The 25407-nt window shown below is 45.9% G+C and carries 23 protein-coding genes; 9 read left to right on the top strand and 14 right to left on the bottom strand.

The window, feature by feature from the left end; translation table 11 throughout:
• Window positions 1-12 precede the first annotated feature (12 nt).
• Window positions 13-1182, bottom strand: a complete 1170-nt coding sequence (locus ACWJJ4_RS18510; RefSeq protein WP_146283760.1) for a DUF58 domain-containing protein — start codon at window positions 1180-1182, stop codon at window positions 13-15.
• Window positions 1182-2144, bottom strand: a complete 963-nt coding sequence (locus ACWJJ4_RS18505) for an AAA family ATPase (protein ID WP_454021863.1) — start codon at window positions 2142-2144, stop codon at window positions 1182-1184. The genes ACWJJ4_RS18510 and ACWJJ4_RS18505 overlap by 1 nt, the downstream gene beginning before the upstream one ends.
• Window positions 2145-2482: 338 nt before the next feature.
• Between ACWJJ4_RS18505 and gabP the strand changes: the two genes are divergently transcribed.
• The 4 genes from gabP (at window position 2483) to ACWJJ4_RS18485 (ending at window position 6189) form a co-directional block, all read left to right on the top strand.
• Window positions 2483-3868: a GABA permease gene (gene gabP, locus ACWJJ4_RS18500; RefSeq protein ID WP_012116987.1), complete on the top strand. Its 1386-nt coding sequence runs from the start codon at window positions 2483-2485 to the stop codon at window positions 3866-3868.
• A gap of 108 nt (window positions 3869-3976) precedes the next feature.
• Complete coding sequence (gene cotA, locus ACWJJ4_RS18495) at window positions 3977-5515, top strand: outer spore coat copper-dependent laccase CotA (RefSeq protein WP_454021862.1); 1539 nt, start codon at window positions 3977-3979, stop codon at window positions 5513-5515.
• A gap of 207 nt (window positions 5516-5722) precedes the next feature.
• Window positions 5723-5932 carry a cold-shock protein gene (locus ACWJJ4_RS18490; RefSeq protein WP_007408879.1) on the top strand — a complete coding sequence of 70 codons (210 nt, stop codon included), beginning with the start codon at window positions 5723-5725 and terminating at the stop codon, window positions 5930-5932.
• Between the two features lie 98 nt (window positions 5933-6030).
• Entirely contained in the window at window positions 6031-6189 is a 159-nt protein-coding gene (locus ACWJJ4_RS18485; protein WP_165409795.1) for a hypothetical protein, read from the top strand.
• Between the two features lie 31 nt (window positions 6190-6220).
• Here ACWJJ4_RS18485 and ACWJJ4_RS18480 read toward each other — a convergent pair whose 3' ends face one another.
• Together ACWJJ4_RS18480 and ACWJJ4_RS18475 are read right to left on the bottom strand one after the other, a co-directional pair.
• Window positions 6221-7267, bottom strand: coding sequence for a TolB family protein (locus ACWJJ4_RS18480; protein ID WP_176283156.1), 1047 nt, complete (start codon window positions 7265-7267; stop codon window positions 6221-6223).
• 65 nt (window positions 7268-7332) lie between these two features.
• The gene (locus ACWJJ4_RS18475; RefSeq protein ID WP_003155798.1) at window positions 7333-7701 is read right to left on the bottom strand and encodes a septal ring lytic transglycosylase RlpA family protein; all 369 of its coding nucleotides are present in this window, start codon (window positions 7699-7701) and stop codon (window positions 7333-7335) included.
• Between the two features lie 359 nt (window positions 7702-8060).
• On the opposite strand from ACWJJ4_RS18475, the gene ACWJJ4_RS18470 reads away from it, so the two are divergent.
• The 4 genes from ACWJJ4_RS18470 (at window position 8061) to ACWJJ4_RS18455 (ending at window position 12850) form a co-directional block, all read left to right on the top strand.
• The gene (locus ACWJJ4_RS18470) at window positions 8061-9101 is read left to right on the top strand and encodes a 2,3-butanediol dehydrogenase (RefSeq protein WP_003155800.1); all 1041 of its coding nucleotides are present in this window, start codon (window positions 8061-8063) and stop codon (window positions 9099-9101) included.
• A gap of 188 nt (window positions 9102-9289) precedes the next feature.
• Window positions 9290-9787 (top strand): RNA polymerase sigma factor, encoded by a 498-nt coding sequence (locus ACWJJ4_RS18465; protein WP_003155802.1) that lies wholly within the window; start codon window positions 9290-9292, stop codon window positions 9785-9787.
• Window positions 9787-10647, top strand: a complete 861-nt coding sequence (rsiV, locus tag ACWJJ4_RS18460) for an anti-sigma-V factor RsiV (protein ID WP_060674435.1) — start codon at window positions 9787-9789, stop codon at window positions 10645-10647. Before ACWJJ4_RS18465 ends, rsiV begins: the two co-directional genes overlap by 1 nt.
• 271 nt (window positions 10648-10918) lie before the next feature.
• Window positions 10919-12850, top strand: coding sequence for an acyltransferase family protein (locus ACWJJ4_RS18455; protein ID WP_060674433.1), 1932 nt, complete (start codon window positions 10919-10921; stop codon window positions 12848-12850).
• A gap of 41 nt (window positions 12851-12891) precedes the next feature.
• Here the strand turns inward: ACWJJ4_RS18455 and ACWJJ4_RS18450 are convergent, their stop codons facing one another.
• The 8 genes from ACWJJ4_RS18450 to gutB all read right to left on the bottom strand — a co-directional run bounded on the left by ACWJJ4_RS18450 (window position 12892) and on the right by gutB (window position 20686).
• Window positions 12892-13896 carry an SPFH domain-containing protein gene (locus ACWJJ4_RS18450; protein WP_025853954.1) on the bottom strand — a complete coding sequence of 335 codons (1005 nt, stop codon included), beginning with the start codon at window positions 13894-13896 and terminating at the stop codon, window positions 12892-12894.
• A gap of 26 nt (window positions 13897-13922) precedes the next feature.
• Window positions 13923-14684, bottom strand: a complete 762-nt coding sequence (locus tag ACWJJ4_RS18445) for a TPM domain-containing protein (protein ID WP_039062723.1) — start codon at window positions 14682-14684, stop codon at window positions 13923-13925.
• Window positions 14684-15709, bottom strand: a complete 1026-nt coding sequence (locus ACWJJ4_RS18440) for a TFIIB-type zinc ribbon-containing protein (protein WP_263121856.1) — start codon at window positions 15707-15709, stop codon at window positions 14684-14686. The genes ACWJJ4_RS18445 and ACWJJ4_RS18440 overlap by 1 nt, the downstream gene beginning before the upstream one ends.
• A gap of 50 nt (window positions 15710-15759) precedes the next feature.
• Entirely contained in the window at window positions 15760-16446 is a 687-nt protein-coding gene (locus tag ACWJJ4_RS18435; RefSeq protein WP_025853951.1) for a PspA/IM30 family protein, read from the bottom strand.
• Window positions 16447-16560: 114 nt separating this feature from the next.
• Window positions 16561-16878 carry a YjdJ family protein gene (locus ACWJJ4_RS18430; RefSeq protein WP_454021861.1) on the bottom strand — a complete coding sequence of 106 codons (318 nt, stop codon included), beginning with the start codon at window positions 16876-16878 and terminating at the stop codon, window positions 16561-16563.
• A gap of 232 nt (window positions 16879-17110) precedes the next feature.
• Window positions 17111-18073: a carbohydrate kinase family protein gene (locus ACWJJ4_RS18425; RefSeq protein ID WP_060674424.1), complete on the bottom strand. Its 963-nt coding sequence runs from the start codon at window positions 18071-18073 to the stop codon at window positions 17111-17113.
• 101 nt (window positions 18074-18174) lie between these two features.
• Window positions 18175-19551: an MFS transporter gene (locus ACWJJ4_RS18420; protein ID WP_070082688.1), complete on the bottom strand. Its 1377-nt coding sequence runs from the start codon at window positions 19549-19551 to the stop codon at window positions 18175-18177.
• A gap of 73 nt (window positions 19552-19624) precedes the next feature.
• On the bottom strand, window positions 19625-20686 hold the full coding sequence (gene gutB, locus ACWJJ4_RS18415) for a sorbitol dehydrogenase (RefSeq protein ID WP_015388610.1): 1062 nt from the start codon (window positions 20684-20686) through the stop codon (window positions 19625-19627).
• Between the two features lie 200 nt (window positions 20687-20886).
• Between gutB and ACWJJ4_RS18410 the strand changes: the two genes are divergently transcribed.
• Window positions 20887-23364: an NB-ARC domain-containing protein gene (locus ACWJJ4_RS18410; protein ID WP_454021860.1), complete on the top strand. Its 2478-nt coding sequence runs from the start codon at window positions 20887-20889 to the stop codon at window positions 23362-23364.
• A 197-nt stretch (window positions 23365-23561) separates the two neighbouring features.
• On the opposite strand, the gene ACWJJ4_RS18405 is transcribed toward ACWJJ4_RS18410, so the two are convergent.
• On the bottom strand, window positions 23562-23951 hold the full coding sequence (locus ACWJJ4_RS18405; RefSeq protein WP_070081453.1) for a hypothetical protein: 390 nt from the start codon (window positions 23949-23951) through the stop codon (window positions 23562-23564).
• An 802-nt stretch (window positions 23952-24753) separates the two neighbouring features.
• Entirely contained in the window at window positions 24754-25353 is a 600-nt protein-coding gene (locus ACWJJ4_RS18400; RefSeq protein WP_146283767.1) for a hypothetical protein, read from the bottom strand.
• Window positions 25354-25407: the final 54 nt, after the last annotated feature.

The raw sequence follows: 25407 nt of genomic DNA, 5'->3' as shown, positions 1-25407 counted from the left end.
CCACCTCTCTTTCTAAACAACATGGGACACCTGTTTGCCCCTGATCATTTGCACCTTAATATTTTTCTGAGCGAAGATGAGAGCGAGTTTCCGTTCTTTCTCCGAAAGCGCGGCATTCGTTTCTTTCGCCAAAAACACCGTCATGTCAGCACGGCCGGGCTCAGCCTGTTTGAGAAGGTCTTCTGTAAGACTGCCCGTCACGACGGCAATGGAAGCTTTACCCAGCTCTTTTCCTAAACGCCCGCCTGCATCAGCTTCTTCCGATTCTGAAGCTGATGCCAGGTAACGCAGCATCTTTCTGAAATGCCGGTCTCCCTCCCGGACGGGAAATACAGTCCGGTCGCTCCCCAATGAAATAAATCCTGCGGGAGAGCCCTTCACAAGCGCCGTGTAAAGCAGGGATGCCGAAGCTGACACCGCGGCTTCAAACGAAGGGGACGGCCTGCAGTCCAAAAGGAGAATCATATTCATACTCTGCAGCGGGTCAAATTCCTTCGTCATCAGCTCATTTCGCCGCGCCGATGTTTTCCAGTCAAGTGCGGAAAACCGGTCGCCCGGCTGATAATTTCTGACGCTCGCAGCCATTGCTGTGCGGTGTACCTGAAACGGAGCGCCGGCACCCGCACCCTCTTCTCCGGATGCAGCCTGCGGCTTATAGTGAACAGGCCCGTACGCCGGGAAAACCAGAACCGTATCCGTTACGGAAAACGACGCCGTCTTGTCCAAAAGCCCGAGAACATCTCCCGTCCGCACTCTTATCGTATGTAAATGATGCTCTCCGCGCGGCACCTGCGGCAGCTCATATTGTAACGTCAGCTTCCTTTGAAACCAGGGAAACACAAGCTGCTTCGCACTGCGCCTCTCGCCAAGCGTTTCCGGCATCACATCTTCAATGACCATATATGTCAGCGGAAACGGCAGGCGCCTCGTCAGCCTGATGGTGACAGACAGCCTGTCGCCTGAGGTTAACTGGGCGGAGGACACGTCACGCGTCACCTGAAACGCCCGCAGCGGGTACACAGCGACCAGCCCGGCGTAAACGGTAAACGGCAAAAACGCATAAAATAAAAACCAGCTCACAAATCCGCCCTGAAACATGGCATAAGAAAAGACAGCCGCCGTCAGTACGGCCAACATAAGCAGCTTCCAGCCATATAGAAGCCAATGCATCTTCTTTCTCATTAGCGGACCGACATCCTTTGAACGGGAACTTTTTCCGTTTGCATGATGTCTTCTATAACCGCTTCCGCCGTCACATCGTTAAATTTCGCCTCGGCGGTCAAGATCATTCTGTGCGGCAGCGTATACGGAGCCAAATACTGGACGTCATCAGGAATGACGTAATCGCGGTCATGAAGCAGCGCGTACGCCTGCGCGGCTTTCATTAATGAAATTGAACCGCGCGGGCTGACGCCCAGATGTACGGACGGATGCCGGCGGGTATGCTGAGTAATTCCGACGATATACGCTTTAATTCCATCATCCACCCGCACCTGCTCCAGTTTTTGCTGGAGGGTGATGAACTGTTCTTTAGAAATGACGGGCTCGATTGTTTCAAGCGGATTGCGCCCTTCCTGCAAAGACAGAACCCGAAGCTCCTCCTCGGCAGTCGGGTAGCCCATGCGCAGCTTAAATAAAAACCGGTCAAGCTGGGCTTCGGGAAGCGGATACGTTCCTTCATATTCAACCGGGTTTTGTGTGGCCATGACGAAAAACGGCTCAGCCAGCCGCATTGTCTTTCCGTCAATCGTGACATTCCCTTCCTCCATCGCCTCAAGCAGGGAAGACTGCGTTTTCGGAGAGGTTCTGTTAATTTCATCAGCCAGCACGATATTCCCCATGATCGGCCCCGGGCGGTATTCAAATTCCATTGTTTTCGTATTATAAATAGAGACACCCGTCACATCTGACGGCAGAAGATCCGGCGTGAACTGAATCCTCTTAAAGTCAGCTCCGATCAGCTTGGCCAAAGCCCGGACCATCATCGTTTTTCCGACTCCCGGCACGTCTTCCAGCAGCACATGCCCTTTTGCGAGAATGGCGGCCAGACTGAGTATGACGATATCCCGTTTTCCTATGATGATGTTTTCAATATGCTCAACGGCTTTCTCCAGCAGCGGATGCAGCTCTTCTTTATAAGCCATTCTTCTCCTCCTAGTCATCTCTCAAATTTCAATTATCGTAACCTAACTTTACCACAAAATATAAACAGTATAAAAAAACGTTTCCAGCGAATTGTTTCCAGTCCGAAAAAGGAAAAAAGCTCTCTCTTTAGAAAGGAAGCTTTATTTCAGCTGGAGAGGCTCCATATGAACGTGTGAATGGTCAAAGGCATGTTCCTCTTTCATCCCGGCACCTTCTGCTGTACGGATGAGAAAAAAATGTCATATTTTCTTACATCATTTTCAATTGTCTATAGCATTTATGATAGAATAATACTTGTCGGAATATTCAGCATAAACAAACCAAAAGGAGGCAAAGAATGAATCAGCCTAACTCTTTATCTAAGGGATTAAAAACCCGGCATATGACCATGATTTCAATTGCCGGCGTGATCGGCGCCGGATTATTTGTCGGAAGCGGATCCGTCATTCATTCCACCGGACCCGGAGCGATTGTCTCCTACGCTTTAGCAGGATTATTAGTGATTTTTATTATGAGAATGCTGGGGGAAATGTCCTCCGTCAACCCGACAAGCGGTTCGTTTTCACAGTACGCGCATGACGCCATCGGTCCTTGGGCCGGTTTTACGATCGGATGGCTGTATTGGTTTTTCTGGGTCATCGTCATTGCCATTGAAGCCATTGCAGGCGCCGGAATCATACAGTACTGGTTCCCGGGCATTCCGTTATGGCTGACGAGTCTGCTTCTGACCGTGCTGTTAACACTGACGAATATTTATTCAGTTAAATCGTTCGGCGAATTTGAATACTGGCTTTCCTTAGTAAAGGTAGCGACGATCGTTGTCTTCTTAATCGCAGGATTTGCGTTCATTTTCGGAATCGTTCCCGGCAGCAAGCCGGTCGGGCTGGAAAATCTGGCGGGCAGCGGCGGATTTTTCCCTAAAGGTCCAAGTTCCGTTCTGCTCGGCATCGTCGTTGTCATTTTTTCTTTCATGGGATCTGAAATCGTCGCAATCGCAGCGGGAGAAACGTCAAATCCGGTCGAATCCGTCACAAAGGCGACCCGCTCAGTCGTTTGGCGGATCATTATTTTTTACGTCGGCTCCATTGCGGTTGTGGTCACACTGCTGCCGTGGGATTCAGCCAATATTTTGGAAAGCCCCTTCGTTGCCGTTTTGAGCCATATCGGGGTTCCCGCAGCCGCTCAAATCATGAATTTCATCGTCCTGACAGCCGTTCTGTCCTGCCTGAACTCCGGGCTTTATACGACGTCACGGATGCTGTATTCACTGGCAGAGCGAAATGAAGCGCCGCGGCGTTTTATGAAACTGAGTAAAAGAGGCGTACCGGTTCAAGCCATTATCGCCGGCACCTTTTTCTCCTACATTGCCGTTGTTATGAACTACTTTTCTCCCGACTCCGTATTTTTGTTCCTGGTCAATTCATCAGGGGCGATCGCACTGCTCGTCTATCTCGTCATCGCCGTCTCACATCTGAGAATGAGAAAGAAAATCGAACGGACAAACCCTGAATCTCTTAAAATCAAAATGTGGTTTTATCCGTACTTAACCTACCTGACGATCATCGCCATTTGCGCCATCTTGTTATCTATGCTGTTTATCAGTTCAATGCGGTCTGAATTTCTGCTGACAGGATTTATTACTCTGCTGGTACTTGCCTCATATGTATTCCGCAAAAAACAAAAACCGAAAGAGAGCGCTTCCGAAAGCCGGGTTGCGCAATAACCGCAGACACCCCCCTCAAAAAAGGGCGGGTGTTTTTTTAACCAACCTGTTCCAGGCAGCATTAACTGTAGTACAGGATTTCAATAAATGATAAGGACAGGATGAAAAATGGCACTAGAAAAATTTGCAGATGAACTGCCGATTATCGAAACACTCCAGCCGCAGAAGAAATCAGACGGCAGCACGTATTATGAAGTCACCATGAAGGAATGCTTTCACAAGCTGCACCGCGATCTCCCGCCGACCCGGCTTTGGGGGTATAACGGTTTGTTTCCCGGCCCGACGATCGACGTGAACAAAGATGAAAACGTCTATATTAAATGGATGAATGACCTGCCGGATAAGCATTTTCTGCCCGTGGATCATACCATTCACCATTCAGAAAGCGGCCATCAGGAACCCGATGTCAAAACCGTCGTCCATTTACACGGAGGAGCAACGCCGCCGGACAGCGACGGCTACCCGGAAGCCTGGTTCACAAAGGATTTTAAGGAAACGGGTCCTTATTTTGAGAAAGAGGTATACCATTATCCAAACAAACAGCGCGGGGCTCTGTTATGGTATCACGATCACGCCATGGCGATTACGAGGCTCAATGTGTACGCCGGGCTTGCCGGGATGTATATCATCCGCGAGCGAAAAGAAAAGCAGCTGAAGCTTCCCTCCGGAGAGTACGACGTACCGCTTATGATTTTGGACCGCACGTTAAATGACGACGGTTCCTTGTCTTATCCGAGCGGACCTGCTAACCCTTCCGAAACGCTGCCCGACCCTTCCATCGTCCCGTTTTTTTGCGGAAATACCATTCTCGTCAATGGTAAAGCGTGGCCGTATATGGAAGTTGAACCGCGGACATATCGTTTCCGCATCCTTAATGCCTCCAATACGAGAACATTTTCTCTCTCGCTCAATAACGGCGGGAAGTTTATCCAAATCGGTTCTGACGGCGGACTGCTTCCCCGCTCTGTCAAAACACAATCTATCAGCTTAGCCCCGGCCGAGCGGTATGATGTGCTCATCGATTTCTCCGCCTTTGACGGAGAACATATCATTTTAACGAACGGCACCGGCTGCGGGGGCGACGTCGATCCGGATACAGACGCCAATGTGATGCAATTCCGCGTCACAAAACCGCTGAAGGGAGAAGACACAAGCCGGAAGCCTAAATATCTTTCAACAATGCCTAATGTGACATCAAAAAGAATACACAATATCAGGACGCTTAAACTCACAAATACGCAAGACAAATACGGCCGGCCCGTTTTGACGCTGAATAACAAGCGATGGCATGATCCTGTGACAGAAGCGCCGAAGCTCGGCGCAACGGAAATCTGGTCGATTATCAATCCGATGGGGGGAACCCATCCGATACACCTGCACCTTGTTTCCTTCCAAATCCTTGACCGGCGTCCTTTTGACTTAAAGCGTTATAACAAATTCGGCGACATTGTGTATACAGGCCCCGCCGTCCCGCCTCCTCCAAGTGAAAAAGGCTGGAAAGACACCGTGCAGGCGCACTCGGGGGAAGTCATCAGAATCGCGGCGACTTTCGCTCCTTACAGCGGACGCTACGTATGGCACTGTCATATTTTAGAGCACGAAGATTACGACATGATGAGACCTATGGACGTCACGGATAAGCAGTAAACAAACATCCCCCCTTTTCTCCAGAAGGGGCTTTTTTTATTTATCCAAAAATAAAAAATAAGAAGGCGCTTATTTGCATATACTGTAATAACAGGAAGACGATGCACCCTCATTGGAAATCTGGATAGAAAAAGGAATTAGGAGATTAGGGAAAAGTATGAGACAATGAAGGAGTGCACGAAAATTCATAAGGGAAGAAGTGACTTTATGTCTTACTACAACAAACGTAATCAGGAACCGCTGCCTAAAGAAGATGTCAGTACGTGGGAATGCACAAAAGAGGACTGTATCGGCTGGAGCAGAAAGAATTTTGCCGGCAGTGATACCCCGACTTGCCCCCTTTGCGGCAGTAAAATGATCGACGGCGTCCGTTCGTTGGTAAATCTCCAAAACAATAATCAAACGGCATCAAGTTAGACCTCCCTTTTACGAGTCTCAACATAGAGAAGGCCTCCATGTCTCATGAGAGGCCTTTGCGTTATCATGTCCTTTTACGATGCAAAGGAGCAATGAACATGAAAAACGATCGGCAGCAGAAAGATCTGAAGGAAATGGCAAAACGGCGGAAAATCAACCTTGCCGCACAGTCATTCATCGAAACGCTTCATTTTGCCGTTCCGATTCTCCGTTTTTTCAAATGGCTCGCCTCAGCCGCAGCCAGCTTTGTTCATTAAAAAACACCCAGCGGGCGCTGAGTGTTTTTTTTCATGATTGGATGACGGAAAAACTGTTGATAATGCCGTTGTCATTTTCCCAGACTTTCTCGCATTTTTTCGTATCCAAATGATAAGCATAAATGGTCCGGACCTTCGCATTCCGCCCCGTTTCATCCTTCAGACGCTTAGCGCCTTTTGCTTCCGCCATGAAATAAATGATGCTGCCGTCTTTAGAAAACTGAGGCTGGGCATCAATCAGCGGAGCGAAATCCTTCCCGTTTGAGATAATCGTTTCATCTTTTTTCGTTTTGACATTCATCAGACGGATGGACGCTTTTTGTTCCGTCCCTTTTTGTGTATAAGATGTAAAGACAAGGTTCTTTCCGTCCGGTGACACCGCCACGCCGCTGATAAACTGTTCAAGGTTTGTCAGGTCCTGAAGGTGTTCGCCCGCTCCTGCTGCAAACCGGATATTCGTCGGTTCAGGGTCAATCCCCTTCTCATTTGCCTCATCCGTTTTTTGATAATCCTCTTTGACGGAATAATGCAGAAGCGCAAAATCGTTTTGGCTGCGGTTATAAAAGAAGCTGCTTACACTGTCGTCTTTCTCATCGGCGGCAGGATACAGATTTTCATAACGTTTCGTTTTCAAATCAAAAGATGCGAGACGGAAAATATCTTCATCCGCTTTTCCGAGACGGAAATAAATGTGCGTCAGATCCTTTGATAAAAACAGACTGTCAGCGCTTGCCGTTCCTTTATAAAGCACCGTCTTCTTTTTCGTCTTCAGATCAAGCTTATACAGACGCATCTCATTTTGGTCATTATTCCCGACAAAATAGAGCACCTGATGGGCGTCATCCAGTGCAAACGCCGGATATGCCGAAAGCTTTTCCTCGTACAGCACGCGGCCGTCCTCGTAATATTTCGTCATCAGATCTTTGTCTGTAATGGAAACCAGCAGCTTGTCATGGCCGCCGGAGACAACAGCTTTTCCGCCGCCGTCGCTTTTTCCTTTAATCAGTAAAACGGACGCGATGACCGCCGCCGCCAAAACGGCGGCCAGCAAAATCCAGATCCATCGTTTCTTCTTCATTATCAATCTCTCCGTCAATCAGAAAAAGCAAGAATCAGAGTCCTTGCTTTTTAAGATGGTCTATTTTAATAGCTGTAGTGTCCGGATACTCTTCCTTTGCTTAATGGATATCCGAGCGCTTTGAACGCTTTCGGGCTGACATCCAACACGGCATTCGGCAAACGGCCTACATCATTTTTGTATACTGTGATAACCTTTTTCGGTTTTGCTTTCGCATAAGCTCTGATTTTCGTTCCGTTTCTCGGAACGTCAAATCCTAATTTTGTCGCGCAATCCCAGTGTCCCAGTTTTTTACCGGAAGATCCTTTTTTACCGACTCCATTATACCATGTAATATTTCCGTTCACTTTTTTAGCACTTGCATCAGAAGAGAAACTGATCGCTCCCAGCGTGCTTCCTGCTAAAATCAATAAGGCTAAGAATAACTTCTTCAAGCTTTCGTCCTCCTGATTCTTTATTCTAGGCAAAATTATACACCAAGAAGACGATTATAATATTTCAATCACTTTACATGTTCATTACAACGTGATGAGACATGCACATAACGACGGCACAATTACCTGTTCTATATAATTCCATGGTAAATTATACTACAAAATTTAATTCATTAGCGTTATAATATTCATAGAGTATTTCTGCATTCAATATGGACTTTTTATAAGGCCTATTGATAGTTGCATAATATGATATATTTTGAGAAATCAGGCTTTAGGAAGCACTTTATTCCTTTTAACCGTGGTTCATATTGATCATGTACCTATACTCGTTTCAATCAGACTAGGAGTGATAATCAATGAAAGCGGCAAGATGGCACAATCAAAAAGACATTCGAATCGAAAACATTGATGAACCTAAAGCAGAACCGGGTAAAGTCAAAATTAAAGTCAAATGGTGCGGGATTTGCGGAAGCGACCTTCATGAATATTTGGGAGGCCCGATCTTTATTCCGGTCGGCGAACCTCATCCGTTAACAAACGAAATGGCGCCCGTCACGATGGGTCACGAATTCTCAGGAGAAGTCGTGGAAGTGGGCGAAGGCGTCAAAAATTACAGCGTCGGCGACCGTGTCGTCGTGGAACCGATTTTTGCCACACACGGACATCAGGGAGCCTATAACCTTGATGAACAAATGGGATTTTTAGGATTAGCCGGAGGCGGCGGCGGATTTTCTGAATATGTATCCGTTGACGAAGAATTGCTGTTTAAGCTTCCTGAAGAGCTTTCTTACGAACAGGGCGCGCTTGTTGAGCCGTCAGCGGTAGCGCTTTACGCCGTCCGCCAAAGCAAATTAAAAGCGGGCGACAAGGCGGCAGTTTTTGGCTGCGGACCGATCGGGCTGCTTGTGATTGAAGCCCTGAAAGCGGCCGGCGCCACAGATATTTACGCGGTTGAACTTTCACCGGAACGTCAGGAAAAAGCGAAAGAACTCGGCGCTATCATCATTGATCCGTCAAAAACGGACGATGTCGTTGAAGAAATCGCTAAACGCACAAACGGCGGCGTTGATGTTTCTTATGAAGTAACAGGCGTTCCTGTCGTTCTCCGCCAGGCGATCCAGTCAACAAACATTGCCGGTGAAACGGTTATCGTCAGCATCTGGGAAAAAGGAGCGGAAATTCATCCGAACGATATCGTCATCAAAGAACGGACCGTAAAAGGCATTATCGGATACCGTGACATCTTCCCTTCCGTTCTTGCATTGATGAAAGAGGGCTACTTCTCAGCAGATAAGCTCGTCACGAAAAAAATCGTGCTCGACGATCTCATTGAAGAAGGCTTCGGCGCTTTAATCAAAGAGAAAAACCAAGTGAAAATCTTAGTCAAACCGAACTAAACCGTTCAGCTGAATATCAGACACATCCGAAAAAGAGCCGTTCCGGCTCTTTTTTTCATCTCATCGTCTTTCCTTCCTTTTCCTTTTAAAAATGATCCCCTCTGCGCAAACTATTTTTCACCCTGTCCCGTCTATCCTTAGGCAGCAGCCTATGATACGTATTTTTTAAAAAGGAGCCCTTTGAAGCAATGAAGAACGAAACAGCCAAAGCGTCGCTTGTGACGTGCATAACTGAGCGCAAGGAAGACTTTTACCGGCTTGCGTACAGTTACGTAAAGAACAAGGATGACGCGTTAGATATTGTTCAGGAATCAATTCAAAAAGCGCTGACATCGGTCGAATCCGTCAAAAACCCCGATGTGATCAAAAGCTGGTTTTATAAAATTTTAGTGCGCACGGCCATTGATTTTCTCCGCAAACAGAAAAAACTGAAAGTGATGGACGATGAAACGATCGAGTTTTTAAGCCGCGGAAAGGAAGATCACTACAAAGACACAGACCTTCACGAAGCGCTTGATGACCTGCCGCATCAATATAAAACCATTATCATTCTGCGTTTCTTTGAAGACCTGAAATTAGAAGAAATCGCGGATATCACGGGGGAAAACATCAACACCGTCAAAACACGCCTTTACAGGGGGCTGAAGCTCATGCGCATTCAGCTGACGAAGGAGGATCTTTCTTAATGGAAAAGAGATTAGAACAATTAAGAGAAGAGTATAAAAGTGTGCCCATTCCTAAGGAACTGGACAGCATTATCGAAAAAGCCCTTCAGCAAAAACCGAAGAAAAAACGAATCGTGATGTGGCCGACATCCGCGGCAGTCGCTGCGGCCGTCTTATTTACCGCCGTTGTCAATATCAACCCGGATGCCGCACAAGCCATGTCTAAAATCCCCGTCATCGGCAAAGTCGTCCAAGCCATCACATTCGTAGAGATGAAGGAAGAAAAGAACCAATCAAGCATTGATGTAAAAACGCCCGCTCTGTCCGGACTTTCCGATCATAAACTCGAAGACAGCATCAACCGGCATTATATGAAAGAAAGCAAAGAGCTGTATCAGGAATTTATGAAGGCGACCTCAAAAAGCAAAAAAGGCCACCTCAGTATTTACAGCGATTATGAAACCGTTACTGACACAGCGGATCTGATCTCAATCCGCCGTGATATCGAAAAAACGCAAGCTTCATCTTATACGCAAAGCCGTTACATCACGATTGATAAAAAGAATGAGGCCGTGCTTACGTTAAAGAGTTTATTTAAAGATGACCGTTATATTAAAGTCATCAGCGAAAATATTAAAGAACAAATGAAAAAACAGATGAAAGAAGATCCGAATAAAATATACTGGGTCGAAGAAGATGATATGACGGAGCCTTTTAAAGCCATCCGCGCCGACCAGAATTTTTATATTACAGATAAGCACAAACTTGTTATTTCATTTGATGAATACGAAGCGGCACCCGGATATATGGGCGTTACAGAGTTTACAATACCGACCTCCGTCATCTCCAAGCTGCTTGTCGGAGACCGCTACATCAGATAAAGAAAGAAAAAAATCCATGATATCCGCAGATCATGGATTTTTTCTTTCGTCCCGCAACAGCCAAGATGCATAAGGGACCCTTTTCATATAACAGACGCCGGACGGAGGCTGAAAAGTTTAAGAAAATCACAGCATTTCATACATTTTTTCTGAAACAAAATCCCCTTCCGAATGCGTCTAATTAACGGAACAAATGGAAGACTGTACAGAAATCAGCTATAGCTATCCGCAAAACAGCGAGAATTTCCGCACACTTTATTGGAGGAATACCATGTCAGACAAGTCACTGCATCACCGCTATATTCCCGGACTGGATGGACTTCGCGCCTTTGCCGTCCTCGCAGTTATCGCATATCATCTGAATTTCAACTGGGCCGACGGCGGTTTCATTGGTGTTGATATCTTTTTTGTTTTATCGGGATATTTAATTACATCTATTATATTGCCTGCCCAAGGCAATGCCATCACCCTTGATTTGCGTGATTTTTGGGTGCGCCGGATCAGACGGCTTCTGCCGGCGGCTTATCTCATGATTATCACGACGGTCATTTGGGTCGTATTGTTTAACAGCGAGCTCCTGCATACTGTACGCGGAGATGCGGTCTCCTCACTTTTTTACATAAGCAATTGGTGGTTTATCTTTCATCAACTTTCTTATTTCGACAGCTTCGGCTCCCCTTCGCCATTAAAAAACCTTTGGTCGCTGGCGATTGAAGAACAGTTTTATATCATATGGCCCTTCCTGCTGCTTGCGGGAATGTACATATGTAAAACACGGGCCCGGCTTGCGGCCGCGGTCATGTTTATCGCGTTATGTTCGGCAGTCGTAATGAGTATGATGTATGTGCCCGGCGGAGATCCGAGCCGCGTTTATTACGGGACGGATACCCGGTCATTTGAATTGCTGATCGGCTGCGCTTTAGCTTTAGTGTGGCCGATGAAACGATTATCTTCCAAACGGCTGCCGAGCAGCATGAAACACCTGCTTCACGGGACGGAGCTTGCCGCTTTTGCCGCGCTGCTGCTTTGCGTCTTTTACACGGATGAATATGAACCCTTCCTGTACAAGGGCGGCATGCTTTTGATCAGCATCACCGCAGCGGTTCTTGTCGCATGTTTATGCCATCCGAGCAGCTTTTTGGGACATGTCCTTTCATGGAAGCCGCTTCGCTGGATCGGAACGAGATCATACGGAATCTACCTTTGGCATTACCCGGTTTTCGTACTGAGCACACCCGTGCAGGAAATCGGAAATCCGGTTTATTGGCACTGCGCCGTCAGAATCGGCGCCACTTTCATTCTTGCCGAGCTATCTTACCATTTCATTGAACAGCCGATCCGCACTGCGGGCTTCCGGCCATTTTTACGCCGCGTGTTTCTGAACCGCTTTCTGGAATGGAAGACGTCCTCTGTCATCAGCAGAATGTCGCTCGGCCTCATTCTTGCCGCCATTCTCGTATTTGCGGGCGGGCTGTCAGGGATAGCCGAAGAGAAAAAACAGCCGCAATGGACGTACGCGCAGAATGATCAGCAAGAAACCGCCGCCTCTTCGCACAAAACGGCCGATCACGATCAGCCTGCAAAAGAAGAAGACAGCAAGAAAAAACACGGCGGCGAAAAAACGGATACCGCGTCAGACAAAAACAAGAAAGAACCAGCAGACAAATCAGATACGAAGAAAAACGACGAGAAAAAGGAACGGTCATCTCAAAAAACGGCTGATCCAAAACAAACACAGCCTCAGCAAGACGTGCTGGCCATCGGTGACTCGGTGATGCTGGACATTGCGTCATACCTGCGGCAGTCCCTCCCTCATGTCACCATCGACGGAAAGGTAGGAAGACAAGTCTCTCAAGCACTCCAGCTCACTTCGGAATATGCGTCATTTAATCAGCCGAACAAAGCGGTCATCATCGAGTTAGGGACGAATGGCTATTTCACAAACAGCCAAATTGAATCACTGATCAGCTCCTTTTCAAAAGCCGATATCTATCTTGTCAACACGCGTGTACCGCGGCAGTGGGAAAGCAAAGTAAACGAATCATTGCGCCGGCAGGCCGAGTCACGCAAAAATGTGACGCTTGTCGATTGGCACGCAAAAGCATTGCAGCACCCTGAATACTTCACACCGGACGGCGTCCATCTCATACCTGAGGGATCAAAAGCGCTGACATCCCTCATCGTTCAAACAATGAAATCATGACAAAAAAAGAGGCCCCAAAAAGGCCTCTTTTTCGTATATCATCAGGCAAGTTTCTGTCCGCAATTCGGGCAAAAATTCGCGCCTTCCGTTTTCGTTCCGCAGTTCGGACAGAATTTCGGCTTAGCCGCTCCTTCCGAGCCGTTTGCCTGTTCGGTCCCCTGATTCTGCTGACTTTGATTTTGCTGCGGCTGGTTCTGCTGATTTTGATTCATTTGGTTCATCATTTGATTTGCCACATTCATTCCCATCATCATGCCCGCCATGTCTGAGGCGGCGCCGCTTCCGCTCATTTTGCCGGATGACATGCCGTCCGTCATGGAAATCTGCTGATAGCGGTTCACATCGCCCACCATGCCGTAAGAAGCGTTTTTCGTAATCATATCCTGAACTTCCTGCGGATAGTTAAAGCTCATAATATTGAAGCCCGTAATCGACATGCCGTCTCCGATCAGCTGCATATCAAGATCTTCTTGAATCCCTTTTCCGATTTCAAATGAATTCGACTGCAGATTGAACATGTCTTTTCCTTCTCTGGTGATCCATTTCATCAAAAGCTGATCGAGAATAGACGTAATCCGGATTTTAATGTCCTCCACTAAATAGCTGTCTTTGACACCCGCAATCTTATCAATCAATCCGATGTAGTCAATGACCTTGAAGTTAAATGTGCCGTTTGCGCGGATCGGCATACCGCCCGGCATTCCTGCCGCCGGAATGTTGATGGCGTTTTTTGTGCCCCACTTCACGGTGAACTCCTTCGTATTCACAAACAGCACTTCCGCCCGCATGCCGCTGTTAAAGCCAAACTTAAACCCTTTTAGTGTCGATAGAAACGGAATAATTTCTGATTCGATATCATAATCGCCGTCATCACGGAAAATCCCTTCAATCTTCCCGTTGTATAAAAAGATGGCATCCTGTCCCGGCCGGATGATCAGACGGCTGCCTTTTTTAATTTCACGGTTGTTCCATTTATAGAAAACCATGTCGTCTCTGAATTCTTCCCATTCCACCACATTTGCTAACTGATTTCTGAAAAAACCCATGTATGCTCAAATCCTTTACATATAATTTAAAAACTACCCTTGCTTCCGCTGTAACTCGTGCCGCCCCTCGTGACTCCGCCGTCATTGTCATTATCTTTATCTGGCTTTTTTTCTCTTGTAATGTCGGTTCGGATATATGTGTCATGCTGGCTCAGCACTTCAGACGTATCGTGATCCATATACGTGCTGCCGGTGACGGTGACCTTGCCGCCGGAATTGTACACCATCACGGTGACGGCGATTCCGGCCGCGGCTGCAGCGATAATCAGCTGAAACCACCATGTGAGCAGCAGATTGTCAGACTTGTCGTCCGGACTTTTCCCCATATCTTTATAAGCCATCTTGATGTAGGTCTGAAACGCCTTTTCATAATGGCCTGCGGAAATATCTGACGAGATCGTATTTCTGATCGTATTCAGCCGGCTGCTGTTCAAATACGTCTCCGCCTTTTTATATCCGGAGAGAAATACTTCCCGATCCTTCATATCAATAGTCAATATCGCCGTGCTTCCGCTAAAATGACTGTCATAAAAATCACCGGCATACTGTTCGATCTCCTTACCGCCCGTTCCGTTTGCGGTAAGAATGATAAAATCGGTATGGCGCTTTTCTCCCAGCTTCCCGGCCAATTCCTCAAGTTTCTTCGTTTCATCCTTCGTTAATAAATGGGCATTGTCATAAACATATTGCTTCTGTTCCGCGGCAGACGCCGATGTATGTAAAGAAAAAGACAGCATCAGAAAAAGGACAAAGCAGAAGAGACACGCTTTTTTCATCGATACTTTCATTAAAAACCGCCTCCTATCATAAGTGAGACGAGTCTTAATGCTAAAAACGCACCGGCGGTTATGCCGCCGAACCACGCGGCCACTTTTCCGGCACTGATCGGCGGTTTGCCGACAACCTTGCCCGTCTGCCCGTTCATCGCAAAAATGTGCTCAGCCCGCTCATAGTCGTAGCTGACCATCCAGACCGGAAGCAGTACGTAAAAGCTGCTGATTTTATCGGTCTGAATCTGCTCATCCGTAATGTCAGCCGTCGTATACCCGGAGAAGGTGGATCTGATATAAGAATCAATATAATGGCTGATTTTATCCTTCGCCCGCGGAAAGAGATCGTCATCGGTATAATTGTACTTTTCCGCTATATATCCCGCTAAATAGGCCGTATTAAACTCCTTCAGCTCACTGTAAGCGTAAGGCTCCAATTTGTCCATTAATTCATCATTCATTTTTTCTGAAGCGTCGACCGGAATTTTGAGATAATCAAGATTGATATCGCGGTACGCGTTGTAATACTCGGTCTCCGTCACCCGGTATTCTCCATCATCATAGTGACGCACTCTCGTACAAACGGCATTGACCTGAACCTTGCTGTTTAAGTCAAACATCCAAAACGGCACGTACATGCCGGTTATGCTCTTCACCCGATCGGCAGTCATAAATCCTTTCGGTGTCAGACGGCCGTTTCGGCACCACTTTTTAAAAGCGCTCATGGCTTCTTCTTTACTGATCGTAAAAGGAATCACCATCGAAGGCGCGAGATTTCCCGATAATCGGTCGGCGAGAACGGCGGCTCCTCCGCAAAACCCGCACGTCGTGGCCGTCGTTTCCGCCTCAGTCATTAATACTGCGCCGCAGTTCTCACAGCGGTACTCGTTCGCCTCATTTTCGGAAAATCTCGTCGTTATATACTCTTTTGGCAGGCTCTCAATCTGATCCTGCCGCCCGCAGCTGTGACATGTCAGCATGCCGGATGAACTGTCAAAGACCATATCATCGCCGCAGTTCGGGCATTTATAAGAAATGATCATTCTGTTTCTCTCACTTTCTCTTTGTATCGGACAAAACTGCAGCCCGCTGTCTATTGATCTTTACTGAAAAGCATTTTCTGCTTAAGCGCCGCCAACTCATCGTCGACACTGCTTTGATTGCTGTCATATTTAGCCGTCAGCTCGTCAATATCGTCTTTCGGAGACGCGTTCAGCTCAGCCATCGCATTGGCGTGATCAAGCGCCCGGTTGACCTTGTCTTCCATTCTGCCGAAAGCTGTCAGCGATTGGCCCGCGTTTGACACAGAGGACCCCAATTTGTTCATTCTCTCCTGCGTTTTTGCCACAGACCACTTCGCTTTGATGGCATTTCTTCGCGACTCAAGCTCTCCGATATCAGCGACAAGCTTGTCATGCATTTTGCGCATTTGAGACGCGTTGGAAGAAGCGAGCTGATAAGCCGTCTGCAGTTCAGTCAGTCTTGATTCAACAGCCGTTTTCCTTTCCAAAAATGTCCGCGCATCGGCTTCATTGCCGGCCTGCAACGCTTTCATCGCATAACTTTCCATCTTTTCGGCATCAGCCTGGCATTCCGTTAATGCTCTTTTCGCCCGCTGTTCCTCAGCCATGACAGAAGCTGTCTCCGCTTTCACTTTTCCTAAATCACTGTTCAGATTCCGTAAATATTGATCAACCATTTTTTCAGGGTTTTCAGCTTTATCCAGCAGCGCATTGATATTGCTTGACATAATGTCTTTAAATCTTCCTAAAATACTCATTTTTCATTTTCCTCCCAAAATTAAATAGTAACAAGTTCACAGTTATATATACTGCTTTTTTCGAAAAAGGTTTCATTTTCTCTTGAATTTATATATTTTTATATGAAAATAGTCTCATTCAGCCCATTTGTGCCGGCGGAAATTCCTCACAAGCAGATACAGTGAGAACAAAAAATAAACAAACAGCCCGATCATCAACCCGCTCACTAACGGATAATGCTTCGCAGCATACACAAAGAAATCCAACTGCGAAATCTGTTCCGGACTTGTAATCGTATCCGTCCCATTCAAAAGCTTTGAGAATTTAGCCGTATCATTCCAATCAAACGAATCAGAAACAAGCTCACTCCCCTGATACCAATTGACAGCGGCGAGACAAAGAAAACAAAAAACAGAAAACGCGCATTGCACAAAAAGAAAAACATGTTTCATAAAAAAAATTCCTCCGCGGTTCAATATCACAGGCCGTCACACTGTACATGACGGCAGCAGCAGAAACTTGGTTTTACTCAGAACTGATAAAAACATTATTGTATGTACTTCACAGCGGTTCAATTTACTGGATGCCTTTCTAAAGTATACCGTATATCGAAAAGGGTTTCAGACCTAAATAAAGAGGATGCTTCCCGAAGTCCGATGACTTTCAAGAAACATCCTCCATACTTTACAGTGATACTTCAACCTCTTTTAAGCTCGGCAAAGCATCAATCGCACCGATTTTGGTGCACACGAGCGCCCCCACCTTATTGGCAAATGAGACAATATCACGCAGCTTCGCAAAATCTTCGGCTGCCGTCTGAATCTCAGCCGTGCGCGCCAGCTGATACAGCGCCGCGCCGACAAACGCATCTCCCGCTCCCGTTGAGTCTATTGATGTCACCGGAATGCTCGGAATGACGTCAATATCCTTCCCATTTGAAAGAAGGGTGCCGCTTTTCCCGAGTGTCACCGCCACAATACCGGCCCCGAGCTCATGAAGAACCGCAACGCCTTCTTTATGATCCTTCGCACCGCTGATGATCTCAAGCTCTTCGTCACTGACTTTCACAAAATCACTTACGGCAATGGCTTTTTTTGCGGTGTTTATAAACTCTGAAACTCTTCCTTTCCATAAATCCTCACGGTAGTTAGGATCGAAGGAAATAAACTGTCCATTGTCTTTCGCAATCGACATCAGCCGTAAATAGGCCGAGCAAAACGGATCAGATAACAATGCCGTCGCTGATCCGAAATGAAGGATTTTCGCATCGTTTACCTTTTCCAGATCAATATCATCCAGCGTAAACAAAGCGTCCGCTCCTCTGTTAAACACAAAGTCGCGCTCCCCGTTTTGTTTTAATGAAACAAACGCAAGCGTTGTAGGCGCTTTCTCATCCATGACGAGCATAGACGTATCGACGTGTACGGCGTCCAATGTCTGCTTCAGAAAATACCCGAACGGATCTTTGCCTGTTTTTCCGCTGAAAGCCGCGTCTCCGCCCAGCTTAGCAATGGCTGCCGACACATTCGCCGGTGCGCCGCCGGCACTTTTTAAGAAATTGCGCCCTTCCGTCAAATCAACATCCACATCGGTACAAAAGAAATCAATTAACAATTCTCCAATACAAATAACAGATTGGCTTCCCACATTATCACACTCATTTATCAATTCTCGATTATAGTTTCAGTATAGTGCTTTCAGTCATAAATACAACCGTTTACATAGAATATTTTAAATTTTACGTATACTCATCTTGCAGCCCTTTGCTCCAGATCAGACATCATCTGCTGATATTTCTTTTCAGTTAAAGGATAAAAAGAAATAAGAATAATAGACAGCAGAATGAACAATCCCGGAATGAGCGCATTCATATTTTTAATCGCAGTCAATGACGAGGCGGTCTGATCGGTATTCGCGGCATACCCGGCGATTCCGAGATAAACGGCCGAAAATGACCCGGCTAACGCAACTCCGAGCTTATTGATGAAACTCATGCTCGAAATCACCACGCCATCAGCCCGGACTCCGGTTTTCCATTCCGCATAATCGACACAATCGGCAACCATTCCCCAAGCAAGTGTATTTAAAGGCGTCGTGAAAAATCCCGAAACGAAAAGCCAAAAGAAAATAAGGGGAATGGAGGAATACGATGTAAACTGAAGGCCCGCATAAGAAATCAGCGATAACGCCGCCGTGATGATCATGACCTGCTTCCGGCCCCGCTTCTCAGAAAAGAAAGGAATAAACAGATTGCTGATCAGCGCGGCGCCGAAAAACAACACGGTTCCTAAAAACACAAATTCCTTATGGTTGACGTTATACGTAAAATAGTACACCATCGTGCTGAGCTTAATGTTAAACCCAATCGCAAACGCCAAAAATGCAGAAACCAAAATGAGCAAAGGCTTGTTTCGGAATAAAACAGACAACGTTTTTTTCATTCCTTGTTTTTTTCTTTTTTCAGGCTGAATCCGTTCCCGCACGGTAAAGAAGCTGAACAGATTCAATGCGATGCTCACCGCCGCGTAGATAAGCGCCGTCATCTGAAATCCAAACGCCTGATCTTTCCCGCCGATGGCGTCCGCAAGCGGTGTCGCACAGGAAATCGACAACAGAATCCCGATATAAACCAAAATCATCCGGGTCGTCGTCAGAACCGTCCGTTCCTCCACGGAATTCGTCATCCGCCCCGTTAAGCTGTTGACCGGAATCGTCTGCATGCTGAAGGACATCCCAAGCAGAATATAAGTGATGTACGCATAAACCATGTTCCCCGTCTCGCCGAAATGAGGAGTCGTAAAGCATAAGAACGTAAATAGCGCAAAAGGAAACGCCACCCACAAAAGATACGGCCTTGCCTTTCCCCATCTTGTATTCGTCTTGTCTAGAATCACGCCCATAATCGGATCAAAAATAGCGTCCAGCACCCTTACGATAAGAAACAAAGCTGCGATGACCGCAGGCTTAATGCCGCCGACATCTGTATAGTAGAATAATAAGTATGCGTTTACAAACTGAAAGATAATATTGTACGACATATCGCCGAATCCGTAGCCGATCCGTTCCATCCAGGACAGGCCGCGATGTTTCGTCTTTACTGCCGCTGCTTTTTCTGTTTCAATCATCATTTCCCACCCCAAGAATCCGTTTTCATTTTTGATAAGCAAGAGGGAGAATGCAAAGATCCTCCCCGTTCACTCAGCGATTTGGATACACCATCACTTTTAAGCATTCATTTTTGTATTGAAAGGCGCGTTCCATCGCCTCTTGCGTCTTTTCCAGCGGATATTGGTCCGTTACAAGATGCTTCGTGTCCACTATGCCGGAAGCGAGAAATTCAATTCCCTTCGGATACGTATTCGCATAACGGAAGATTCCGTATATATCAATCTCGTTATCTGCAATAAACGGCACATTGAGCGGAATCTCGTTCTGAGAAGGCAAACCGACAATCGCAAGTTTTCCGCCCCGGCGCACGGAAGCCAGTGCGGATTGCAATGCCGCCGGATTCCCCGCTGTTTCCCAGGCAGCATCAACGCCTCTGCCATTCGTGATCGTTTTGATTTCTTCACCGGCATCCTGTTCCCGGACATTGATGACATGCGTCGCGCCCATTTTTTTCGCAGCATCTAACCGCAGCGGCTCCAAGTCGGTCACAATGATTGTGCCTGCCCCGTATGCTTTCGCTGCCGCAACGGCCATCAGCCCCACAGGACCCATGCCCATGATCGCAACCGTGGAACCGGGCTGAAGCTTCGTTCTCGCGGCCGCATGAATGCCGACAGAAAACGGTTCGATCAAAGCCGCATCTTCATAGGAAAGTGAATCCGGAATTGAAAAAACAAAGTCCTGACGCATTTTGATATATTGGACAAACGCGCCGTCAACCGGCGGTGTCGCCAAAAACTGTACATCCGGGCAAAGATTATAACGCCCTTCTTTGCACGCTTCACAGCGCCCGCATGTGACACCGGGTTCGACGGCGACCCGGTCTCCTATTTTAAATTGATCGACAGACGATCCGACGGCGGCAATTTCTCCCGCGCATTCATGACCGAGGATAAATGGTTTTTCCACTACATAATTGCCGATTCTGCCATTTGTATAGTAATGCAGATCAGATCCGCAAATTCCGACAGCCATCACCTTAATCAACACTTCATCATGATTGATGTCAGGCACGGGCAATGTTTCGATTTTGATTTCTCTCGTGCTGTGCATAACCGCCGCTTTCATGTTTTGAGGCACTGTGTGAGTCATTTGGCAAAATCCTTTCTCTGCTTTGAAATGTAAGTGCATACATTTTTGTTTTCTCTGTTACTTCTCCTATTTTATCTGCTTTTCCATACGTTCAACAGCCTTTCCTGCTGTATAAAAGGACAGCCGCACTGTACTTTTTATTTTTTCATATACAAAAAACACTGAATTGATAAAATAGTACTAATAGGAGGTGCAGGCTAATGGCTGAACTAGAAAACCGGACACAATTTGCAGAACTGCTGGCACCTGCCGTCAAATCGCTGAAACTTCATCCTGATTATAAAGTCAGAAGGAAAAATAACGAAAAAACAGGACAGTCTTATATCGATCAAATCGCACTCCGATTAGGCGTTTCCTCTAACACGATCAAAAGCTGGATCGGACAGATGGGCGCAAACTACATTCCCGGACGAATTGACGACGGAAAGCTGTTCGGCATGATCTGGATCATTATCGAAAAGACTGACATGGATCCTGAATGGCTGACCGGCCTTCTGGAAACCACCACCATTCCCGTCATCAAACCCGCATTGCCCGTTTGGACGGCGTCTTGTCTAAAAAAAGCAAAAATACGCCGGAAAGACGGATCATTCGGAGCGCCGAGTGATGAAGATGTTGAAAAAGCAGTAAAGCGGCTGTTTCATGACAGACCAAGCCATGAAACGAATGCGCTTACAGAAAAGCCCGTCACGCATAACTTACCGTCACGCCGGACCGGGAACTTTATCGGACGCGGCTTTGATATAGAGGCGATTCGGCAATGGATGCTGTCTCCGTCACCGGTCTGTTTAATCACAGGCTGGGCCGGCATGGGAAAAACAACGATCGCTCTTGAAGCAGCCTACCTTTGTGCCGGCGGTTCACCAGATTGGCCGGCATTCAACAGCATCATCTGGATCAGCGCTGACTGGAAAGGATTGAGCTTCAGCGATTTTTTAAACACGATCGCCTATCAGCTTGGACGCGCAGAACAAATCGACAAATCTATCAACGAAAAACGCTTCGTCGTCCGCAATGCATTAGCCGCTCATTCAAATGAAAAACCCGTGCTGCTGATCGTTGACAGCATCGATACAGCGGAACGTGACATTCACGAATTTATCATCGGTCTTCCGGAAGGCGTAAAAGTCCTCCTTACGGCACGGGAAAACGTAAAACAGACATACCGGGACGGCCTCGGGGAACTGGCGGCCATCCAGCTGAGCGGCCTTGAACAAACGGATGCCCTTGAATTTTTCCATCAAGAAGTGCACCGCTGTCTGCAAACATGCAACCTCCCGCAAAAACGGGAAAAGCTGGAGCAGCTGCTGTGGCTATCGCCTGACCTTAAGAATGAATTCGTCTCGGCAGCCGCCGGCAACCCGAAGGCCATGGCACTGAGCATCGCTTACATGTCAGACGACGACATCCCCGCTCCCCAGCTCATTCAAGAACTTAAACAAGCGGGTTACTCATTATTGGAATTGTTTGAAGTTCTCTTTGGCCGCACATGGGACAGATGTCATGAAGACACACGGAAACTATGGCAGACGCTTTGCTTTTTCGCTAAGCCCCCTGATGAAAAAAGCTTGGCTCAAGCGGCCGGATTAGACGTCCGGCGGTTTCATTACGCCATTGAGCAAATGAGGTCATATGCTTTAATACAGCCGGAACGAAGCGAAGGAAGGATTCAATACGCAGCCCATCAAACCGTTGTCGCTTACGGAGAACAGCACTTATCCGAAAATCACGAATTTGAAAAAGGAGCCCGCAGCCGCTGGGCGCATTATTATATCGATTATGCGGAAACCCATATAAAGCGGGAACAGCCCAATTCTGTCTATTGGAGCTACTTGCTGGGACGGAATTTAGAGCAAATGAAAAAGGAATGGCCGAACATCCTAAAGGTCATCGAATGGTCGAGTGAAACCGGACAACATGACATCCTGATCAAACTCATCATCCGCATCAGCCATTTTCTAAGCAGAATCAACCTGCCCCTGCGAATCGAATACGGATTAAAAGCCGCCGATGCCGCCCGTCAATCAGGCGAACACACACGGGAAGCCTACTTCAGGATCGACACGGCAGGCTGGGCGCTGATGGAAGTCAACGATTCAGACGGAGCTCTCAGGCAAATAGAAGCCGGCCTGAAGATACTCGAACAATCAGGCGCGCCGGATCACGACGACTTGAAAGTATGGGGAAGCGCCCTGCAATCGAGGCTGCTGTTAAAAACTGGAGAACCGAACAAAGCGGCAGCAATGCTGAACGGCATCAAAGATCAGCCCGTCTCCCCCATTATCCGGCACAGGGTTCTTCTGGTCCGCGGCGACCTGAGTTTCGCCCGCTCTCACTACGAAGAAGCCATCACATTATACGAAGCGGCAAACACAACCAGCGCCGCATACGGCGGCGAAAAAACGATAGAAGCCTATTTCAACCTGGGCATGGCTTACGTCAAGTGTGATCAACTCGAAAAAGCGGAAAAAGCCTTTGAACAGATGCTCTATGACAAACACAACGCCAATCAAGTTGAACTGATCTACTATTATTACGGAATGGCACAGCTGTTGTACCGAAAAGGAGAGAAAACGAAAGCGATGGAATCGAATCAGAAGGCCATTCGTCTGATTGATTCGTGGGAGCCTGGGATTGGGATTCGGGGTGAGGTGGAGCAAATGGATATTCTCATTTAAAAGACAACTACATTGCGGCTAGCGGTACAAGCTTTGAAAAACACTCATGACCTTGTTGTTTTTAAAGATAAAAAGGTATCTTTATCAGTACAGTAAATTGATTAAGATACCTTGATTGAAAAATTATTATTTCACAGAAAACAAATTTCTAAAGTTAAACCTTTTAACAACAAGAGGTTAATACTTATACAGCCGTATTAATGCTGTACTGTAATATAATGTTTTAGTTCACCTGACCAATATCTTCCTCCCCAATCCTGTCCAACTTGCACATCATACTTACCTGCAGGAAGATTTTTCGTTGAAAAACTCACACGAAAATTACGTGAACCAATACTATGCAAAATATCTTTTCTGGCAATTACCTTACCTTTATTATTTAATATAATTACTGAAAAGCCATTATCTAAATCCCTAGCCAAAGTACCAGTAACCACAATGGAAGTAGCTCTTTTCGTATATGTATTAGCATCTGTTTTAAATTTGATTGTACCTTTCGAATCCATAGCTAATGCTTCTGACCCGCCTGCGAAAATGGCAACTCCCAAAAGTGCTGCTGTAAACAGGGTCATTACTAACTTTTTCATCTTTAGAATTCCTCTTTTCTTTTTAATATTTTAAATTCACAATTATAATAACATATTTTCCTAAAAAAACAGAGGTTTTTCCATATCTTTCTTCTGAGAAATGAATAAGTATGATAGAAATTTATTAATATTAATGCAAATTTAAGATTCTTGTGTAATGAAGCTTAAAATTTGAAGTATCATCTATAAAACCTTTGCCAAGGTATCCAATAAACCCATATACATGAATAAAAGATTACAAAGTGCTAAACAAATACACTTTTATAAAAAATTTTATTTTTTCCATTCTAGCCGGCGGATGCGAGGAGAATTTGTTCGCGCGCATTTTATTTGCCTGCTCGAAACAACGAATCAGTGATTGGTTTCATCTCCAAAATTGCGTTCTATTTTTTCATAGGATTTTTTTCCTGAAACTTTAAGTGATTTTTCCAACCTCTTCTTTTCTTTTGGTTTTCCCATACATGCAGGGTGATGACTTTTCGACGGAGCTTTGATTTTGTGCAGTTCTAAAATGGATATGGGGTAGAAAACACAATGTGAATAACAGCATGATAAGTGACACTATCCCTAAATATCTCCTCATGTTTTCCCCCTTTCTCTTTCCTTCCATACTATTAAATTTATTTTTATAATAGCTTATATCTTGAGAAAACAAGACTATTATAATACCCTTGAACTGCATTTAAATTTGGCTTACCGTTATTATTTAATAAAGATCTGTGCAATGAAAACTCTTTCTGTCCGATATACCCTTAAGTATTCCTAATCAACATTATGCTGTTGAGTTCAAATATTTCTTAATTCAAACTCTAGTTCTTCTGCCCTTTTTCAAGATCCAAACAAGTAATGCAATAAAAACGACATTAAATATAAACGCAGAAATAACATAAGTTTCATCTGAAACGCCAATATACTTCCCTTTCGATTCTAAGAGATCCCTTACTTGTTTACTCCATAAAGAACCATTCAGCGAACTATCGTCTGCTCCAAATGTAATTTGTGCTGTTTCCTTATTGCTACTTGTAATATTAACACCATAAAATACTGTATACCTATTGTTATAAAAGATAGGCATATAAGAATAGTCAGAAACTAAAGGCTTTACCTTTTTGGCAGGTAATGATACGTACAAAATCGCAGAGTAATTACCTATCCCTGTTTCAAATTGCTCAGCTTTAATAAACTTCGTATTTGAAGGTAGATCAATATTATAAAAATGCTCAAAAATTTGAATATCTTCTTCCGAAAAATCTGTTAATTGGTAGTAATGCGGATCAATAATACATTTATGAAAATACCATCCATTAAACAATAAAAAAAAGGCACTTATTAAAATTACTAATACTGCCTTATATATAATCTTTAACTGTATCACAATGATATGCGCCCCCTCAATATGCATTATAACGCTTTTCCCAAAAGTAAATCAAAACAGCGATTTACTTTTGGGAAGAAT

It is taken from the genome of Bacillus sp. JK62 (assembly GCF_053663455.1).
Note: the sequence above shows the minus strand (reverse complement) of the source record. Positions and strands in the feature narration are given on the sequence as shown.

Coding starts and splice junctions, on each gene's coding strand:
- ACWJJ4_RS18510 (WP_146283760.1), bottom strand. CDS start 1,182: ATGAGAAAGAAGATGCATTGGCTTCTATATGGCTGGAAGCTGCTTATG.
- ACWJJ4_RS18505 (WP_454021863.1), bottom strand. CDS start 2,144: ATGGCTTATAAAGAAGAGCTGCATCCGCTGCTGGAGAAAGCCGTTGAG.
- gabP (WP_012116987.1), top strand. CDS start 2,483: ATGAATCAGCCTAACTCTTTATCTAAGGGATTAAAAACCCGGCATATG.
- cotA (WP_454021862.1), top strand. CDS start 3,977: ATGGCACTAGAAAAATTTGCAGATGAACTGCCGATTATCGAAACACTC.
- ACWJJ4_RS18490 (WP_007408879.1), top strand. CDS start 5,723: ATGTCTTACTACAACAAACGTAATCAGGAACCGCTGCCTAAAGAAGAT.
- ACWJJ4_RS18485 (WP_165409795.1), top strand. CDS start 6,031: ATGAAAAACGATCGGCAGCAGAAAGATCTGAAGGAAATGGCAAAACGG.
- ACWJJ4_RS18480 (WP_176283156.1), bottom strand. CDS start 7,267: ATGAAGAAGAAACGATGGATCTGGATTTTGCTGGCCGCCGTTTTGGCG.
- ACWJJ4_RS18470 (WP_003155800.1), top strand. CDS start 8,061: ATGAAAGCGGCAAGATGGCACAATCAAAAAGACATTCGAATCGAAAAC.
- ACWJJ4_RS18465 (WP_003155802.1), top strand. CDS start 9,290: ATGAAGAACGAAACAGCCAAAGCGTCGCTTGTGACGTGCATAACTGAG.
- rsiV (WP_060674435.1), top strand. CDS start 9,787: ATGGAAAAGAGATTAGAACAATTAAGAGAAGAGTATAAAAGTGTGCCC.
- ACWJJ4_RS18455 (WP_060674433.1), top strand. CDS start 10,919: ATGTCAGACAAGTCACTGCATCACCGCTATATTCCCGGACTGGATGGA.
- ACWJJ4_RS18450 (WP_025853954.1), bottom strand. CDS start 13,896: ATGGGTTTTTTCAGAAATCAGTTAGCAAATGTGGTGGAATGGGAAGAA.
- ACWJJ4_RS18445 (WP_039062723.1), bottom strand. CDS start 14,684: ATGAAAGTATCGATGAAAAAAGCGTGTCTCTTCTGCTTTGTCCTTTTT.
- ACWJJ4_RS18440 (WP_263121856.1), bottom strand. CDS start 15,709: ATGATCATTTCTTATAAATGCCCGAACTGCGGCGATGATATGGTCTTT.
- ACWJJ4_RS18435 (WP_025853951.1), bottom strand. CDS start 16,446: ATGAGTATTTTAGGAAGATTTAAAGACATTATGTCAAGCAATATCAAT.
- ACWJJ4_RS18430 (WP_454021861.1), bottom strand. CDS start 16,878: ATGAAACATGTTTTTCTTTTTGTGCAATGCGCGTTTTCTGTTTTTTGT.
- ACWJJ4_RS18420 (WP_070082688.1), bottom strand. CDS start 19,551: ATGATTGAAACAGAAAAAGCAGCGGCAGTAAAGACGAAACATCGCGGC.
- gutB (WP_015388610.1), bottom strand. CDS start 20,686: ATGACTCACACAGTGCCTCAAAACATGAAAGCGGCGGTTATGCACAGC.
- ACWJJ4_RS18410 (WP_454021860.1), top strand. CDS start 20,887: ATGGCTGAACTAGAAAACCGGACACAATTTGCAGAACTGCTGGCACCT.
- ACWJJ4_RS18405 (WP_070081453.1), bottom strand. CDS start 23,951: ATGAAAAAGTTAGTAATGACCCTGTTTACAGCAGCACTTTTGGGAGTT.
- ACWJJ4_RS18400 (WP_146283767.1), bottom strand. CDS start 25,353: ATGCATATTGAGGGGGCGCATATCATTGTGATACAGTTAAAGATTATA.